Annotated in this window: 22 protein-coding genes and 1 tRNA gene; 14 read left to right on the forward strand and 9 right to left on the reverse strand. The window is 42.0% G+C overall.

Translation table 11 applies throughout. The annotated features are described in order from the left end of the window. Positions 1-3 precede the first annotated feature (3 nt). The 10 genes from H9Y05_RS06395 (at position 4) to H9Y05_RS06440 (ending at position 5,434) form a co-directional block, all read left to right on the forward strand. Positions 4-168: a hypothetical protein gene (locus tag H9Y05_RS06395; RefSeq protein ID WP_216713805.1), complete on the forward strand. Its 165-nt coding sequence runs from the start codon at positions 4-6 to the stop codon at positions 166-168. Positions 169-292: 124 nt separating this feature from the next. Beyond that, a complete protein-coding gene (locus tag H9Y05_RS06400; RefSeq protein ID WP_216713806.1) occupies positions 293-754 on the forward strand; it encodes a hypothetical protein in 462 nt (153 codons plus the stop codon). A 198-nt stretch (positions 755-952) separates the two neighbouring features. After that, positions 953-1,417: a hypothetical protein gene (locus H9Y05_RS06405; protein ID WP_216713807.1), complete on the forward strand. Its 465-nt coding sequence runs from the start codon at positions 953-955 to the stop codon at positions 1,415-1,417. Positions 1,418-1,437: 20 nt separating this feature from the next. After that, the gene (locus tag H9Y05_RS06410) at positions 1,438-2,169 is read left to right on the forward strand and encodes a sulfite exporter TauE/SafE family protein (RefSeq protein ID WP_163490140.1); all 732 of its coding nucleotides are present in this window, start codon (positions 1,438-1,440) and stop codon (positions 2,167-2,169) included. A 154-nt stretch (positions 2,170-2,323) separates the two neighbouring features. Beyond that, complete coding sequence (locus H9Y05_RS06415; RefSeq protein ID WP_216713808.1) at positions 2,324-3,070, forward strand: hypothetical protein; 747 nt, start codon at positions 2,324-2,326, stop codon at positions 3,068-3,070. 49 nt (positions 3,071-3,119) lie between these two features. Then, positions 3,120-3,713 carry a TetR/AcrR family transcriptional regulator gene (locus H9Y05_RS06420; protein ID WP_216713809.1) on the forward strand — a complete coding sequence of 198 codons (594 nt, stop codon included), beginning with the start codon at positions 3,120-3,122 and terminating at the stop codon, positions 3,711-3,713. Between the two features lie 73 nt (positions 3,714-3,786). Then, entirely contained in the window at positions 3,787-4,206 is a 420-nt protein-coding gene (locus tag H9Y05_RS06425; protein WP_216713810.1) for a DUF6010 family protein, read from the forward strand. Further along, on the forward strand, positions 4,206-4,664 hold the full coding sequence (locus H9Y05_RS06430) for a hypothetical protein (protein ID WP_216713811.1): 459 nt from the start codon (positions 4,206-4,208) through the stop codon (positions 4,662-4,664). The genes H9Y05_RS06425 and H9Y05_RS06430 overlap by 1 nt, the downstream gene beginning before the upstream one ends. Positions 4,665-4,666: 2 nt before the next feature. Further along, on the forward strand, positions 4,667-4,978 hold the full coding sequence (locus H9Y05_RS06435) for a DUF3817 domain-containing protein (RefSeq protein ID WP_163490135.1): 312 nt from the start codon (positions 4,667-4,669) through the stop codon (positions 4,976-4,978). Positions 4,979-5,038: 60 nt separating this feature from the next. Further along, on the forward strand, positions 5,039-5,434 hold the full coding sequence (locus H9Y05_RS06440; RefSeq protein WP_216713812.1) for a VOC family protein: 396 nt from the start codon (positions 5,039-5,041) through the stop codon (positions 5,432-5,434). A 3-nt stretch (positions 5,435-5,437) separates the two neighbouring features. On the opposite strand, the gene H9Y05_RS06445 is transcribed toward H9Y05_RS06440, so the two are convergent. The 4 genes from H9Y05_RS06445 to H9Y05_RS06460 all read right to left on the reverse strand — a co-directional run bounded on the left by H9Y05_RS06445 (position 5,438) and on the right by H9Y05_RS06460 (position 7,903). Continuing rightward, a complete protein-coding gene (locus tag H9Y05_RS06445; protein WP_216713813.1) occupies positions 5,438-5,896 on the reverse strand; it encodes a GyrI-like domain-containing protein in 459 nt (152 codons plus the stop codon). A gap of 271 nt (positions 5,897-6,167) precedes the next feature. After that, positions 6,168-6,749 (reverse strand): YdeI/OmpD-associated family protein, encoded by a 582-nt coding sequence (locus H9Y05_RS06450; RefSeq protein WP_216713814.1) that lies wholly within the window; start codon positions 6,747-6,749, stop codon positions 6,168-6,170. Between the two features lie 76 nt (positions 6,750-6,825). After that, a complete protein-coding gene (locus H9Y05_RS06455; protein WP_163490131.1) occupies positions 6,826-7,521 on the reverse strand; it encodes a helix-turn-helix transcriptional regulator in 696 nt (231 codons plus the stop codon). Between the two features lie 13 nt (positions 7,522-7,534). Next, positions 7,535-7,903 carry a winged helix-turn-helix transcriptional regulator gene (locus tag H9Y05_RS06460; RefSeq protein ID WP_205729523.1) on the reverse strand — a complete coding sequence of 123 codons (369 nt, stop codon included), beginning with the start codon at positions 7,901-7,903 and terminating at the stop codon, positions 7,535-7,537. Between the two features lie 92 nt (positions 7,904-7,995). Between H9Y05_RS06460 and H9Y05_RS06465 the strand changes: the two genes are divergently transcribed. Next, positions 7,996-8,373 carry a DoxX family protein gene (locus H9Y05_RS06465; protein ID WP_163490130.1) on the forward strand — a complete coding sequence of 126 codons (378 nt, stop codon included), beginning with the start codon at positions 7,996-7,998 and terminating at the stop codon, positions 8,371-8,373. 579 nt (positions 8,374-8,952) lie between these two features. Here H9Y05_RS06465 and H9Y05_RS06470 read toward each other — a convergent pair. Then, positions 8,953-9,651, reverse strand: a complete 699-nt coding sequence (locus H9Y05_RS06470) for a LytR/AlgR family response regulator transcription factor (protein WP_216713815.1) — start codon at positions 9,649-9,651, stop codon at positions 8,953-8,955. After that, positions 9,648-10,676: a sensor histidine kinase gene (locus H9Y05_RS06475; RefSeq protein ID WP_216713816.1), complete on the reverse strand. Its 1,029-nt coding sequence runs from the start codon at positions 10,674-10,676 to the stop codon at positions 9,648-9,650. The genes H9Y05_RS06470 and H9Y05_RS06475 overlap by 4 nt, the downstream gene beginning before the upstream one ends. 135 nt (positions 10,677-10,811) lie before the next feature. Here H9Y05_RS06475 and H9Y05_RS06480 point away from each other — a divergent pair, with 135 nt between their 5' ends. Further along, positions 10,812-11,627: a DUF5694 domain-containing protein gene (locus H9Y05_RS06480; protein WP_216713817.1), complete on the forward strand. Its 816-nt coding sequence runs from the start codon at positions 10,812-10,814 to the stop codon at positions 11,625-11,627. A 100-nt stretch (positions 11,628-11,727) separates the two neighbouring features. Continuing rightward, positions 11,728-14,127 (forward strand): TonB-dependent receptor, encoded by a 2,400-nt coding sequence (locus tag H9Y05_RS06485; protein WP_235992146.1) that lies wholly within the window; start codon positions 11,728-11,730, stop codon positions 14,125-14,127. Positions 14,128-14,193: 66 nt separating this feature from the next. Here the strand turns inward: H9Y05_RS06485 and H9Y05_RS06490 are convergent, their stop codons facing one another. The 3 genes from H9Y05_RS06490 to H9Y05_RS06500 form a co-directional block, all read right to left on the reverse strand. After that, positions 14,194-14,553, reverse strand: a complete 360-nt coding sequence (locus tag H9Y05_RS06490; RefSeq protein ID WP_163490126.1) for a cupin domain-containing protein — start codon at positions 14,551-14,553, stop codon at positions 14,194-14,196. A gap of 1 nt (position 14,554) precedes the next feature. Further along, positions 14,555-15,358 carry a class I SAM-dependent methyltransferase gene (locus H9Y05_RS06495; RefSeq protein WP_163490125.1) on the reverse strand — a complete coding sequence of 268 codons (804 nt, stop codon included), beginning with the start codon at positions 15,356-15,358 and terminating at the stop codon, positions 14,555-14,557. Between the two features lie 291 nt (positions 15,359-15,649). Continuing rightward, positions 15,650-16,120, reverse strand: coding sequence for a GNAT family N-acetyltransferase (locus tag H9Y05_RS06500; protein ID WP_216713818.1), 471 nt, complete (start codon positions 16,118-16,120; stop codon positions 15,650-15,652). A gap of 134 nt (positions 16,121-16,254) precedes the next feature. On the opposite strand from H9Y05_RS06500, the gene H9Y05_RS06505 reads away from it, so the two are divergent. Beyond that, positions 16,255-16,336: transfer RNA gene (locus H9Y05_RS06505), tRNA-Leu, on the forward strand. Positions 16,337-16,660: the final 324 nt, after the last annotated feature.

Raw genomic sequence — 16,660 nt, forward strand, 5'->3', positions numbered from 1 at the left:
ACAATGAAACAATTTTTCGTTTTACTGGTCGCACAATTGATCTGCTCAGTCACTTGCCTGGGCCAGGTTGATTATACACATGCATCCAATGTAGCATTGATCATTGATCCGCAGGGTGACGATAAAGATGGATTCTTCGCGTTGTCTGATCAGTATGAAGAATTGTAGAAAATGCACCCTGAACACATTACATTACTGCACTACCCGGAATCCGGACATGCCATGCATTATGAACAGCCGGAACGGTTTAAAACGGATCTTATTCATTTCTTGCAGAAGATCCGTTAACGTCATGACATTCACGATTACATTTCGATTAAACAATGACACTTCGGTAACGTCTAAAGATGTGATCCAAACTTCTTCTACCTACCAGCAATCGTTGATAGAGCGATACAATTTAAGCTGTACGCTACAACTTCATCACGCTGCCGGTACATGGGAGATTGAAGACGAACTACCGGTACTGATCGCCAATTTTTTCCTCCGGTCGGTCCTCATCTTATTAAGAGAAACTTCAGCAAGCTATGAGTACTTCGAATATCAAGGCCAGGTGGCATTAGAATTAATTGATGGCAATGTATGCATTAGCGGAGATTTTGTTGAGGACCTGATGATTGCATTCAACTCATTCAGAGAATTTTCCATTGAATTAGGAAAACATGCTGTTGAACTGCTTGAACAACTTGATCATCAAAAATTTCAACCGGATCTGGAATTTATTCGACAAGTTCTTGCGCAAGTAACGGATTAATTTAAAATAAAAATTGACTCTTAGAAATTGATGACAGAAAATAGTATCTTTGGTAGTAAACGTTTTCGTCAGGTGACAGCCCGGATCAATGAACCGGATTTTTGCTGAAAGCCAATCGGATAACTGTTGAATGAATAGGATCAACGGAACCTTAATCAACAGTTTGACTGCAATTTGTAAACCTATAAATCAACACATATGAACGGAGCACATTTTCATTTAATCGTCAATCATTTTCCGATCATTTTACCACTGGTCGGTATACTTATCCTGCTGACCGGTATAATTGCCAGGTCGGAGGTGGTTAAACGCGTAGCCTATATGCTTTTCGTATTGGGTGCTGTCACAGCGATGATGGCAATGGCAAGTGGAGAAGAAGCGGAAGAGGTGGTAGAATCAATCAGTGGAATTTCTGAAAGATACATTGAGCGGCATGAGGAGGCGGCAGAATTGTTTGCGGTACTTACATATGTACTTGGTGCCGTATCACTGGTTGGACTCTGGATAAGTTTTAAGAAGCAATCACTTTCAGGATTCTTTGCTGTTATCACACTTGTGTTCGCGGCGATTGTCCTGTTTTTTGCGAAACAAACAGGTACGACAGGAGGAGAAATCCGCCATACCGAGATAAGACCGGGATTTGTTAGTGAAGACCAGAATTAACGGGGTTCGCAGAAAGAAAAATGAGTGAGAATTATTTCATTTTTATTGCCCTGGCGTTTGTTTCTGAAATTTTGGGAACAGTATCCGGGTTCGGTTCTTCTATACTATTCGTTCCGGTCGCATCCGTCTTTTTTGATTTTAAGACAGTCCTTGGAATTACGGCCGTATTTCATGTATTCAGCAACCTGTCTAAAATCGCGTTGTTTCGCAAAGGAGTCCGGAAAGATATTGTTTTGAAGCTTGGAATCCCCGCAGTCTTTTTTGTGATTGTCGGTGCATACCTTACCACCTACTTGCCAACGAAGAAAATTGAACTGGCAATGAACCTCATACTGGTTGCGCTGGCTGTGTACCTGCTGATTAATTTCAACAAGACACTGAAACAAACAAATGCCAACCTGTATCTCGGAGGAACCGCTTCCGGCTTCATAGCCGGTATTGCAGGAACCGGAGGAGCCATACGAGGAATCGTATTGTCTTCTTTCGGACTTCCGAAAGCTGTTTTTATTGCCACTTCCGCATTGATTGACTTAGGAGTAGATGCCAGCAGGGCGGTAGTTTACCTGAGCAGTGGCTATTTGACAAAAAGCTATCTCTTTCTGATTCCCGCCCTCATTGTGGTAAGTGTTTTGGGAAGCTATGCAGGGAAATTGATTCTCAAAAAGACATCTGAAAAAGCATTCAGGTATATTGTACTGGGAGTCATTATTGTAACAGCTGCTTTCCAGCTTTTAAAACAAATCATACATTAGTTGAAAGAATAACAGTGAATCAATAAAAATAGGTTGATTTAAATGAGAATGTGGGTATAAAAATAGCACGTGATACACGGAAAAATTTGTGTTAAAACAGGTGCACAAATAATAAAAATGAATACATTCGAGTGATCTTTAAACCGACACAACCATGTTAAAAAAGGAAAAGCTGGCAATTATCCGCAACTATTATCCCAATGCAATGACAACCATCGATACCGTCAACCGGGTGATTGACCTGGTAGAGGACGATCTGGAACTGGACCCGACGCAGGTGATGATGGCAGACAGTATTTGCAGTGACGATGTAAACAGTATTCAATACCCGGTGCGTTCACAGGAATTTCTGGGACCATTCAAAATGGGCGGGTTGGACGGGTTTCCATTTACCGGAGTCACAGGAATGGGAGCGTTTGCCAGTCATGTTCCCGACAATGGAGCGGTCTACATCTATTACGGCCCGCATATCGGAATCTCAAAAGAAGGAATAATCGGGGAAATTCACCGCTTTGGTCAGCACGATACTTCCAGTTGTTGCGGAGCAGCGAAAGGAGCTTTGGGGAAATTACAAAACAATGCCATTGAACCGGGTAAGATCACCGAAATGGATTACCAGATGAACACCATCGAACAAATTCTATACAAACAAAAGGATAGAATTTTAAGAGCTGAACTCCCTATTTATGAAGCAACAGAGGTCATCTATGAAGCAATTGACCAACGGATACATGAACTCATTGCCGCAACGAATTACAACTGCCGGTACATTCTTCTGATGGGTGCCGTACTGATCAACAGCGATAAAGACGTGGGTTCGTTCTCTTCGGCAAAACGTTTTGATGTGATTGATCTGAAAAAAAAGACAACAACCGACTTGTTGTCTCTGTTCGTAGTTTAATTTGCAGAACTAACCGGGAATACCGTTCTTTGTCCGGCAACAACAGTGCATGAAAAAAGCAGCAGCAACGCGATTGAACATTCTTCAAAAAGCATTTGAACTGGTCTATGTGAAAGGATACCAGACAACCAGTATCGATGAAATCCTGGCCACCACACAGGTGACAAAAGGAGCGTTCTATTACCATTTCAAAAACAAAGACGAAATGGGGATTGCCATCATTAATGAACTGCTGAAACCAACTTTCAAAATCAACTTTCTGGAACCACTACAAAATCTGACCGGAGATCCGTTGGTGATGCTTTACGAAATGATGTATGCGATTCTCATGGAAAATGACGTCATGAAAGTAGAACATGGTTGCCCCGCATCTAATTTCACACAGGAAATGGCCCCCTGGAATGTGGATTTTACTGCCGCCTTGAATGAGCTTTCCAATCAATGGAAACAAGCAATCGCCGATTCTGTAGAGCGGGGGAAGCAAAATGGTTATGTGCGACAGGACGTAGCTGGTGAACAAGTGGCTGTTTTTGTTATGTCAGGATATTGGGGGGTGCGAAACATGGGAAAACTGGTCAATAACACATCTGTTTATGTCGCTTATTTGCAACAGCTTAAATCTTATCTCAACAGTCTGAAATAATTTTTTTCTCTAAAAACATACTAATTAGTATGTTTTGCTTTACCTTTGTCGCATCTCATTAAAATGCGTACAAATGGACACACATTTTACATACATAAATGCACTGGCAGCAGTAGCGATAGCACTTGTTTTTATCGCTGTCATGTCATTGGTGAAGGAACCGCATCGTCAAACAATCAATGCACTCGCGATTGCGGCAGCGGGAACCATTTACTGGAGTAACGGATTGGGTTTTTACGAATTCCCGTTGGGAATTATCATGCTCTTTCTGGCGTACAAAGGATTGACAGATTACACTTACATTGCTATAGGGTGGCTGGTACATACCGTGTACGATGTGCTGCACCACTTTTACGGACAACCGATCATCCCGATGGACCCATCTTCCTCTGCCGGTTGTGCCGTGTGTGATCCGATCCTGGCCATCTGGTTTTTCTTCGGAGCACCTTCAATCTATACCGTATTCACAAAAACACCTAAAACAGTACTGTGATGTATTCGACATTGATTACTCTGCATTCTTTGTTTCGCTGGTTGGTACTGGTCACGTTGCTGATTTCCATTTACAGAGCCTGGAAAGGAATGACGACCGGAGCTGTATTCTCCCGGACGGATAATGCATTTCGCCACTGGACAGCGACCAGTTCCCATATTCAGCTGATGATCGGGATGATTCTGTATTTCCAGAGTCCGCTTGTTGACTATTTTCTGAAGCATTTCCGCATCGCGATAACTTCGATGGAATTCACGTTCTTCGGAATGATTCACAGTCTGCTGATGCTGGTTGCAATCATTGTCATTACGTTTGGCTCCGCCCTGGCAAAACGAAAGACAACAGATCGTGAAAAGTTCAAAACCATGTTGTACTGGTTTTCCATTGCGTTGATCATCCTCCTTATTGCTATTCCCTGGCCGTTCTCGCCTTTGGCAAACAGACCTTATTTCAGATAATTATGATTCATTTATTCAAAACACAAACCGGTCGCCTGCGCATCATCGGATTTTTAGAAGGAATTTCACTGTTGGCACTTGTATTTATTGCTGTTCCGTTGAAATACTGGCAACAGGCCCCGGCTTTTGTAACATTCCTCGGACCTGTTCACGGAGCATTATTCCTGCTGTTTATTTTCAATGCAATGAGTGTCGGTGTTGCTCAAAACTGGAAGTTCAGCAAAACAACCTGGAAAGTAATCGTGGCTTGCTTTATTCCTTTCGGAACATTTTACATTGATAAAAAGATCTTACGGGAGATAGAGGAGAGATAGTTGTTTTTTACTAAGTTTGTCTGTAACAGTTCGTTTACGAAACGAAAAAACACCTTTGTAATGCGACACATTCACCTTATAGAAACAATCCTGTATGTGAAAGACCAACAGCTCAGTACAGATTTTTATACGAAATTATTCCGTCAGCAACCCGATCTGAATGTTCCCGGAATGACCGAATTCAAATTGGCCGAAAATTGTAAACTGGGATTGATGCCCAATTCCGGAATTGCAAAAATCCTTTCAGATAAAACACCACACCCGGACCAGGGAAATGGTATTCCACGCTGTGAATTGTACTTGTATGTGGAAAATGTTGAACAGGAATTTGAACATGCCGGACAGAGTGGGGCGATACTTATCAGCCCGTTGAAAGCCCGGAACTGGGGAGATAAAGCCTGTTATTTTGCTGATCCGGACGGACACATCATCGCATTTGCTGAAAAACTGAAGTAACAATTATTTGATTGCAATCAGAAAATCAACTTCTGCATCTGCCGGATTGTGTGCTTTCTCTCCATACACTTCATAATCGGCGGTATATGACCGGTTGAGGTCTGAATTCCAGATTTCGTACCATTTGCTGCCAACAAATCCCTGTTGCATATCTCCCCGTGCGGACAATTGTACGTACGTTCCTCCTTCAATTCGTATACCTTTCATTCCATCGGGAATTTCGTTCAGATGTACGACTTTGCAACCGATAATTGTGGTGTAAGGACGTGTATGGTCACGTTCATATTCCGTATAAATGGAATAGATGGTGTCGTCTACTTTATTCGGAATAGTTTCCAGCACCTGTTCACCGAAAAATCGTCCCCAAAGTCCGCCGATATCTATGGCACCCTGCCCGTTCTCATTTGTCGTTCGTACCGAAATACCGATCACACAGAACGGTTCTGTTTTAATTGTTTTCATCTTTTTTAACTCCTTTTTTATATTTACTCAGACACCAATATGCTAACACCTTTCTTTGCGCCTTCGCGAAAGTTCAACCGACAATCCAACTAATTTTTTATGAATTCATCCTCCACCAACAACCTTTGCGTCTTCGCGCCTTCGCGAGACAACAAACACCACTCCACATTCCCATTTCTACTTATCAAACATTAAATGCTACTTATCTCTTTTCACAAATTCATCCTTCGCCAACAACCTTTGCGCCTCTGCGAGAAAAAATAACAATCGATTATCGAAATGGATGTGGTTGCTGCTGTTGTGCTGCACTCAGTGCAATTTCATCCACCCGCTTCTTTCTTGTTTCAGGGCGTTTCGCCAATACAATCCATTGCAACAATATCTTTTTAGCGGACTTGCTCAATCCTGAAAAATAAACTTCCGATCCCGGGTACAATTGAAAAGCCGCTGCTAAATCTTCGGGAACAATCAACTCCTCCACTTCATCCAGAATCGTCCACGAACCATTTTGCTTTGCCCGCTCAATGCTCGCATAGCCGGCTTCCATCATCAGCCCTTCAGCAATCAACACCTCTACCTTTTGTTTATTGATTTTCGACCACGTACTACCGGGTTTTCGTTTACTGAAAAATTGAATAGACCGTTCTTCATCCAATGTTTTCTTGGTACTGTCAATCCACCCGAAACACAAGGCCTGATCGACGGACTCACTCCACGTAATGGTCGGTTGCTTTGCTTTTTGTTTGTAAAAAATAACCCATACGGATTCCTCCTGCAGGTGATTTTCCATCAGCCAATTCCGCCATTCCTGTTTGCTTTTCGGGTAAATAATACGGTTTTCGTCGATACTCATGTTGCATTGAAATTAATGAATTTTCAACAAAGCTACGGCAAGAGAGTGACAACCCTATGTCAGGGGTTAACAGTCATCAATAATAGTTATCAAAAAATTCCTGCAAAGTCATTTTGTGAGGAATAAAATGCTCAGAAAGCACCGACATGCGTTCGATCCTGTCAACCCGGAAATACCGGAATGCCCCCCGAAGGCGACACCAGGCAATTAATAACCAGTTGTCCTCCTGGGTGCTGAGTAATGCAAATGGCTCCACCAATCGTTCCGATAAATCACCTGCCTCGTCAATGTAGCGCATGTTGATGATGTAAAAATTAGTAATGGCAGCCTGCAGATCCGAGAGGAGGTTACTGGTTCGTTCCCGGTAAGTATTGAAATCAAACCGTGTTCGTTCAGCCAGAAGATTGGTTTTGTCTTTGAGGGTATTCCGCAATACCGACTGGATTTTTTCGATTGCTTCGGAATAATCATTTACAAAAGAAGCGTCTTTACTTTTTAATACCAATTGCTGCGCGAGAATCAACGCGTTGGCTTGTTGTTCGGTAAACATCACCGGAGGGATACGGTACCCTTCCATCAGTGTATATCCTTTTCCTTCTTCTGTTACAACAGGAATACCGGCTTCCTCCAATGCGCGGATATCCCGGTAAATGGTCCGGATACTGACTGTGAATTTTGCTGCCAGTTCACTTGCTGTAACCAGTTGTTTGGCCTGTAATTGCGTCAGAATCGCTGTGAGTCGGGAAAGACGTTTTGTATCGTTGGACATCATTTCAAAGAAAGAATTAGTTTGGGGTATTCATTTCCCCGATTACTCTTTCTCGATGTGCCATTCCCCACTTGTGCATAGCTATAATAACCTCTGACAAGGTTTCGCTGTACTCCGTCAGGGCATATTCTACCGTTACCGGCTTCGTATCACACACCGTTCTGCTCACGAGCCCGTTCGCTTCCAGTTCCTGAAGTTCTTTCGATAAAATCCGGGGACTTATTCCAACTTCTTTGGACAATTCGTTGAACTTTCGTTTCCCGTTTCTCAATACAGAAATCAATACCAGTTTCCATTTTCCACCTACAACATCCAGTGTATCCTGGATGGCCAGTCGTGCTTTTTTACAAGAGGTTTCCGTATGCCGGGTCATTAATTCTTCCATATTGCTATTCTTTTTGTAACTACTATCCTTTATGTAACAGGTTACAAATATATAGTTATCACATTTATTTTTGTGCTCTAAATTTTAAAAAGATGAACAATAAGACAGGAAAAATAATCGGCTGGGTACTTACAGCATTGGTAACAATTGTGTTCGCAGCAAGCGGATTGGCAAAACTGGCGGGTGGAGAAGCCGCTGCTGAAATAGCGCTGGGTGTTGGTGGAACGACCAACGTCATGATTCTGGGAATTTTAGAACTACTGATTGTTGTGGTATTTCTGATTCCGAAAACAGCATTCGTCGGATTGTTATTGATGATCGCCTACATGGGTGGTGCTATCGCTGTACATTTTATCAATCATCAGCCATTGGCAACAGTAATCACGATCCAGGTACTGATCTGGGCAACAGGCTTCTTCCGTTTCCCGGAATGGAGTAACCGTTTATTGAGCAATAAGGCAACAGAATAATAACATCAACTAAAAGATTGGTAATCAATTTTTACCAGAGTTATAGAAACTATGTGATTTAGAGACATAGAAAACATAGAGTTGTTAGATTCAACTAGTGACACATGGTTAATTCATTGGCATAAATAAAACAGGTAAACACATTGATCAGAATAAACGGCAAGCAATAAAACATAACTAATATCAAAAGCTGACAAAGTTAGCTGCTATGTGTCACTACATTTACTGCATGTAATGGGGCTATGCCTCTATGTGTCCTATGTGATTCAAAAAGACTTTAACCACATAGAGACATAGAAAGCATAGAATTGTTAGGTTCAATTAGTGACACATAGTTATTCATTAACATGAATTAAAGAACTCAACACATTGATTAGGATAACAAGCAAACAATACAAAGATGACTACTATCAAAAGCTAACGAAGTTGGCTGCTATGTGTCACTACATTTACTGCATGTAATGGGGCTATGCCTCTATGTGTCCTATGTGGTTCAAAAAAACTCTAACCACATAGAACGTAATTGACACACATGATCATACTGAGCAGTGACAGGTAAAAGGGTTATCGCTTTTTTAATTACTTTCCTTCCAGCCACTCACTCACCACTTTCCGATACGTTTCCCCGATCGGAACAAATTCCTGGTTGTGCAATTGAATCTGGTTGCCTTCAATCAGTTTGATTTTATCCGTTGGAATGATGTACGAACGATGAATGCGGATAAATTGATCGGAAGGTAATTTTCCCAGGATGTCTTTCATGTTGTCCAACACCATGATTTTTTCGTTTTTGGTATGAATCCGGATGTAATCCCTCAATCCCTCAATGTATAGAATGTCTTCAAACGCAATTTTATAATGCTTGCGGTCGGCGCGAACAAATAAATGATCGGGTTGTGATGACACACGGAATGTTTCCTGCCACCGGGTAAACTTCTCCACACTCTGGTAAAAACGATTGAACGTAATGGGTTTCAATATAAAATCAACAACGTGAAACTGGAAGGCGTCCAGTGCATACTCCGGATAAGCAGATGTAATGATAAAATTGTGTTCCCGGTTGAACAACTGCATGACTTCAATTCCTGTTAGTTCCGGCATCTGGATGTCCAGGAAGATCAAATCAACCGGATGGGTATTGACAATCTGAATGGCTTCATACACATTGCTTCCGGCATACAACACCTTCAGAGACGTGATTTTCTTCGCGTAATCTTCAACGAGTTGCACGGCTAATGGTTCATCGTCGATAATGACGCAGTGAATGAGTTGTTTCATTGGAAATAAATAACAAGGTGAGCACTGAAAAGACCTTCTTGTTCAGTTGTCTGAAGTGTATGTTTTTCCGGGTAAAGAATTTCAAGCCGGTTCTTCAGGTTATCAATTCCAATTCCACCCAGCTTATCTTTTTTTTGGTTTCCGATTCGATTAATTACCTCAAAATCCAGTTGCTGATCATTGCAGGAAAGCCGAATAATGATGGGTATTTCAGCCGTATACGAACCATGTTTCAAGGCATTTTCAACCAATGGAGAAAGCAGATAGGGAGGAATTTCATGGTTATCACTCTGTACTGTAGTTTCCCAACTGACAAACGACTTGTCATAATGACGCAGTTCCTCCAGTTCAAGATACGCATGGATGTAATTCAATTCTTCTCCCAGCCGGATGAAATTACGCGGTGCTTCATACGTGGTAAACCGCATAATACTGCTGAGTTTCTCAATCGCAGGGAGTGCGTTGGGTGACTGAAAATGGACCATCGAATAAATATTGTTCAGTGTATTGAATACAAAATGCGGGTTGATTTGCGCTTTGAGGAATTTAATTTCCGTATTCTTTTGCTCTTCAATGATGTACTTATTGTAATCCAGTAGCCTTACTAACAAAACAATGAGCCAGAATGCACTGCTCAGAATGATGGGACGTGCCGCATAAAATGTATTGTCATAAATGTAATAAAGAATCCCTGTTCCGGGATTGTAATTCTGCACATTAAATAGCTGTACGGTTAGAAATTGTTCAAGAAAATAACGAAGAGCAGCAAAGAAAAGGAAAATCACGACGAGCCCCGCGATGGCTTTGATCCATTTAAACGGATGGAACACTTTCGGTAAAACGAACAAATAATTCACATAAAACGTCACAACATAGGTAATGCACCAGGTGGAGGAAAACAAGTCCATTTCCGCAAAGTGAATTCCGTTGGCATCAACTACTGCCAGTGTAAAATAAACCCAGATCACCCAGAACAAGAGGTGTAGCGCGATTTCTTTCTTTACGGATAAGGTGCTTTTATACATCACATAAAACTTTTTGTAAAAGTAGGAATATCGTTACGAACCCAAATCAGGGTTTGCAGATAAACCGGAGGGATTTGCAGATAAAGTTTCTTCACCCGGGCAAAGCACACAATTTTTGTACAAAAAATGAAACAAATGAAAAATTTAAGTTTATCACTGGCTGTAGCAATAGCTATTTTTACAGCTTCCGCACAAGACATTCAATTCAAAACAAAATTTGATGATGCTGTTCCTGTATTGAATTTAGGAACCTTTCACATGGGTTATACCAACGATGCCAATAAAACAGAATTTGATGAGCATGACAAAGAAAATGTACGCCAGATTCATGAAATCGCCAAAGCAATGGCTGCCTTCAAACCGACTGTCATTATTGTAGAAACAACGCCCGAATATCAAGAAAAACTGGAGGCATTGTACCAGGAATATCTTAAAAATCCGAAGATGACTTTTCAACATCCTGATGAGGTGGAACTACTGGCCTATGAAATCGGGCGATTGAGTGAAACCAAACGCATCTATGGAATCGATTACAAGGAAGGATATAATTATTCTATTTATTACCAGCTGAAATATAAAGTCGACAGCACGACTTACCCGCGGTACGGAGAAATGATGGATGCCAATGAGGCTCAGATTGATGAGGAAAACGCTTCGGTACTGGAATTATTGAAGGTGACCAATCACCCGGACTATCTGGATTACCTGATCAACGTAAATGCAGACATGCTCACGTACGTGTCTACAAAAGGAAAAGCGGAAGGAGCAGAGCAGGCGACGAAATTTTACCACCGCAACCTGGTAATGTTCTCCAACTTCAATCAGATTGAACTGAAAAAAGACGACCGCGTGTTTATCTTGATGGGAGCAACACATACGGCTTTTTTCAACGAATGGATCAAGCGCAGCCCAAAATACAAACTGGTCAATGTCTTTGACTATTTGAAATAGAAACAAATAACTTAATTATCAATGGTTTAATTATCAATTATCAAAGGGGGTGAATAGCATTCCAACCTTTGATAACTCATAAATAACGCAAAAACACACCATGAATCATCTTCATTCGATCATCGTTTTGATGTTGGGAATCTTCTTCAGTACAAACGGATCCGCACAAACACTCCGTCTTTCGGGGAACTTAATCAACCAGGACAGTATACCTGTAGAGTTTGCAACGATTCAACTACTTCGTAGCGACAGCACTGTGCAAAGTCGGGCATTGACAGACAGCTTGGGAAGGTTTCAGTTGGAGGTAGAAGCGGGAACTTATCTGCTTTGTGTTCAGTTGCTAGGTGAGGAATTGTATGAGCAACAACTCTTGTTAACCCGCACGATGGATCTTGGAAGCGTAATTGTCAACGAATCTTCCGAATTGGAAGGATTGGTTGTCACAGCCGGAAAAAAAATTATTGAACGAAAAGCAGATCGTTTGGTATACAATGTCGAAAATTCAACTGCCGCTTCGGGTGGAAATGCCCTGGATGTCTTGAAATCGACACCATTGGTACGCGTACAGAACGATGTGGTGTCCATTGTCGGAAAAGGGGAGGTATTGGTAATGATTGACAACCGCCTGCAACGCATGTCTTCGGATGAACTGGCGGTATTGCTTCAGTCCATTCCTTCGGAAAACATTCGTAGCATTGAAGTCATTACCACACCTCCTGCCGGGTACGATGCGGAAGGTAATGGCGGATTGATCAACATTCGCCTGAAAACAGCAAAGGAAAATGCGTGGAATGCAACGATCGGAGCAACCTACCGGCAAAAGACCTATGCAGGGGGGACAGTGATGGGAACATTCCATTACAACCATAAAAAATGGGCAGTAAATGTTGCGCTGAACGGGGGAAAACAGGATTATCTGACAACCTCCGAAAGCAGGATTTTGTATCCGAATGAACACTGGCGATCGGAAGTGAAAGACCGTTCTGAAACACGTGGATTCAGCGTTGGGGGAGGAGTAGACTATAAAGCGAATGAAAAATGGACAACCGGTTTCAAGTACATGGGGAATTATACGGGAGAAACAAGTGTGAACCAACCATTCACAAGCAGAATAAACCTGTTGTCAGGGAGTGCAAACGGCTTTATTCGCTCTGATGTAAAGGCAAGTAATCGTCCTGAGATGTATTCTGTTAACTGGTTCAATGCGATTACCCCGGATTCGACCGGAACCCGCATTACAACAGATGTGGATTACTTCAGCTACCACAAGCGCGATGAACGATTTTTTGAAGGAAATGAGCTGGATGTGCACCAACATGTTTTTCCTTCTACTTATTTTTCATCCAACACCACCAATAGGAATCGGATTGATAATATTTCTGGAAAAATGGATGTTGAAAAACCAATGAAATGGGCGTCGCTGAGCGTCGGAGCAAAATTTTCGTATACACAAACCAACAACAATCTGACAGTGACAGATTATGAAACGGGAACGCCGATACTGAATACGGATCAGTCCAATGTCTTTCGTTACCGGGAATACAATGAGGCAATTCATGCATCGCTGAACAAGAAAATAGGTGAACGATGGGAAGCACAAACCGGTTTGCGTGCAGAAGCCACACAGACAGAAGGATATTCCCGAAACCTCGACCAGACCAACCGGAATAACTACATCAAGTTGTTTCCAACGGCTTACCTGACCTATACACCCAATGATAACCATTCATTGTCATTGAATTATAGCCGCCGGATCCGGCGACCGGGTTTTGATTACCTCAATCCGTTTATTATTCGTACAAGTCCTTACTATTATTCGGAAGGAAACCCGTTTTTGCAACCATCCATGATCGATAATGTAGAGTTTTCCTATACGTACCGTCAAAAATGGGTGTCTTCCGTATATTATTCACAGGTATCGGATTTTTCACAGCAATTGTCCATTCTGGATGCGCAAACGAATGTCACACGAAGCACACCGCTGAATTATGCCAATACTTACCAGGTTGGAATTTCCATGTACTACAATCTTAGCAAGTGGTCGTGGTGGAACAGCTTTTCCGGGTTCAATGTCAACTATCAAAACGTACGTTCTCGAACAGCAGCCATTGCTTCTATAGACGGATACAATGCATACCTGTATTCCAATAACGACTTTACACTCAACACTTCTAAAACGTTGTTTGTGAGTGTCAATTACGGATTGCAGTTACCGGGGCGTTACCAGATTTTTTACATCTCTACGATGCACCAGCTAGATGTGTCAGTCAAGTACTTACTACTCAACAAAAAACTCGCGGTGACATTGACTGTACAGGATGTGGTCAACGGACAGCGACCATTGATTTCCTATTCTTCTAACGGAGTGGAAACCAATTTCCGCAGTTATGATGACACCCGTGGCTTCAGAATCTCGTTGAGTTACCAGTTTGGAAACAACAAGCTGAAAACAACGGAAAAAAGTTTCGGAAACGAAGAAGAACGGGAACGGGCGGAATAAATGAAAAATACGTGGGGGAGTGTACATGATTTGTGACTCCTCCTTTTTAGGTATAAAACGATACTGTTATAGTTTTTCCAACGTTCGTTTGGTTAGTTCACTTTCTGCATCTCCTGTATTTAGTGTTGTTGCCGGTTCAAACAACATAACCGATACTTCTTCTTCCGCTACGGGTTTGTGTTCAACACCTCTGGGAACAATCAGAAATTCATGTGGATGCAGTGTTACGGTTCTATCGCGGAACAGAATGGTTAACGTTCCTTCCACTACATAAAACAATTCATCTTCGTGGTCGTGCTTGTGCCACACAAATTCCCCTTTCAGTTTTGCCAGTTTGACCTGCTGTCCGTTGAGTTCACCCACAATCTTCGGAGACCAGTGCTCGGAAAACAAGGATAATTTTTCAGCGATGTTTACCTTTTCCATATTATTCTTTTCGGGTTGCCTTAATGGAATACACCATCGGAATCTTGTTGTCCAGGTGAGCGATCCGGTATTTTTTCGGTGCAATTTCAACCGTTTTTCGGAAGCAGTTGTAAGGAGAATAATCAAACTCATCCAGGGAGTTGATCTCCAACCCGTTTTTGATCAGGTTATTGACTACTTCACTGATACCGTGATTCCACATAACGTATTCAGCATGTAAATCGGCATCCCTGTCAGCATACGTTCCTTCATAAGATTCAACGATTGCTCCTGAATTAAAATAATTGTAACCAATTTTATCAAAATCATCATCAAACATCCAGACTACCGGATGAAATTCGACAAATACAAATGTTCCTCCCGGTTTCAGAAAACGGGCAACCACTTGTGCCCATTTGTCCAGATCGGGTAACCAACCAATGGTTCCGTAACTGGTAAACACCAGATCAAATTGTTGGTCCAGGTGCTCGGGAAGCTCATACACATCGCAGCAGATAAATTTCGTGTCGACATTCATTTCCGCTGCAATTTTTCGGGCGTTGTCAATCGCATTGTCTGACAAATCCACGCCAACGGCTTTTGCTCCCAACTGGCTGAGGGAAATAGTATCCTGGCCAAAATGACATTGCAGGTGCAGCACGGATTTACCGTTGAGATCGCCAAACAGTTCCAGTTCAATTTCGTTGAGGGATGTATTTCCCTTTCGAAAACCTTCCATGTCGTAGAAGGCTGATTCCAGGTGAATGTCCGTCTTTTTATTCCAGGACTGACGATTGATCGCTATGTAATTGTGTTCTTCGCTCATTGTTTAACGTACTATAAAAAAATAGATTGTTCCCCAAATACCAATAAAAAATAATCCCGGAAGTACAGTTGTTCGGAATTTTCTTTTCAATTGCTTACTGAAAGCCAAATATAGCACATAAATAAGCAACAGTGCTGTGAGTCCGATGGGAATGTAGAGGTAAAACATACTTGTTTTTTTTTTTAGTTGATAACCTCCCGAAATATATGCTGTAAATCGGGAATGTAAGCCTAATTTAGACAAAAAAATGGATGTTTCATTGATTTCGGGAAAATTAAGAAGAGTTTGTGTCTAATCAGGTCCGGTATTTCCCCTCACCATCTCAATGTGCTCAATCCCGTCCTCATCGTACGGCTCACCTGTTTCCACAAACCCACAGGAATTGTAAAATGCCAGCAGATAGGTCTGTGCCCCAATCCGTATCGGTTGATCCGGATAGTATGTCTGCACTGCTTCAATACTGCGTTGCATGAGTGCTTTCCCGAACTGGCTTCGGCGGTGTTTCAATGCTGTCAACACCCGCCCGATGGATGGTTCTTCGTAGGAAATTCCCGGCGGAACAATGCGTGCATAGGCTGCCAGTTCTCCGGTTTCCGGAATGCGTCCCATCAGGTGATAACAGTGCTGGTCTTTGTCATCCGGATCGCGGTATATACACTGCTGTTCGATCACAAATACATCGGAACGTAGCTGTAGTAGCTCATACAGTTCATTGACGGTGAGCGAAGAAAAATGCCGGATGGTCCAGTTGAGTGGATGCATGCTTGTCTGTTTTTAACTATTACAAAGGTACCATGCAATTTGCTACGAATGCTTTCGGATGAATTTTTTTACAAAAATTGCTTGTCAGCTCTGAAAAAATATTCATCTTTGCAGTCTGCTAATCGCAAGAGGCTGCCCAAGTGGCGAAATTGGTAGACGCACCGTCTTCAGGTGGCGGCGCCGCAAGGTGTGCTGGTTCGAGTCCAGTCTTGGGCACTAAAAAAGAGGGAGAGTACATACTCTCCTTCTTTTTTTGCTCTCTTCTCTCACACTCACTCTAAAGAAACCATTTTCTAAAAACATAACTTATTGAACCTCTTTTAAATCGCGCAAGTATTTCCAGTCTTAAATAGAAATCTTAATTCTACTATTCACGTTCGATTTCGAAAAATTAGATGTTTATCAAAAATCAGTTAAGAAGAGCGTCTTTGGACCGAATTTTACACCCTGACAAAAGCAGAAAGCACAGCCAGCAGGGAAGATTAAACTACGGATTTCAAACAAATAGCTACGAATATATAATAACAAACTGCAAATGAT

Source organism: Taishania pollutisoli (assembly GCF_014518315.1).
Lineage (GTDB): Bacteria > Bacteroidota > Bacteroidia > Flavobacteriales_D > Crocinitomicaceae > Taishania > Taishania pollutisoli.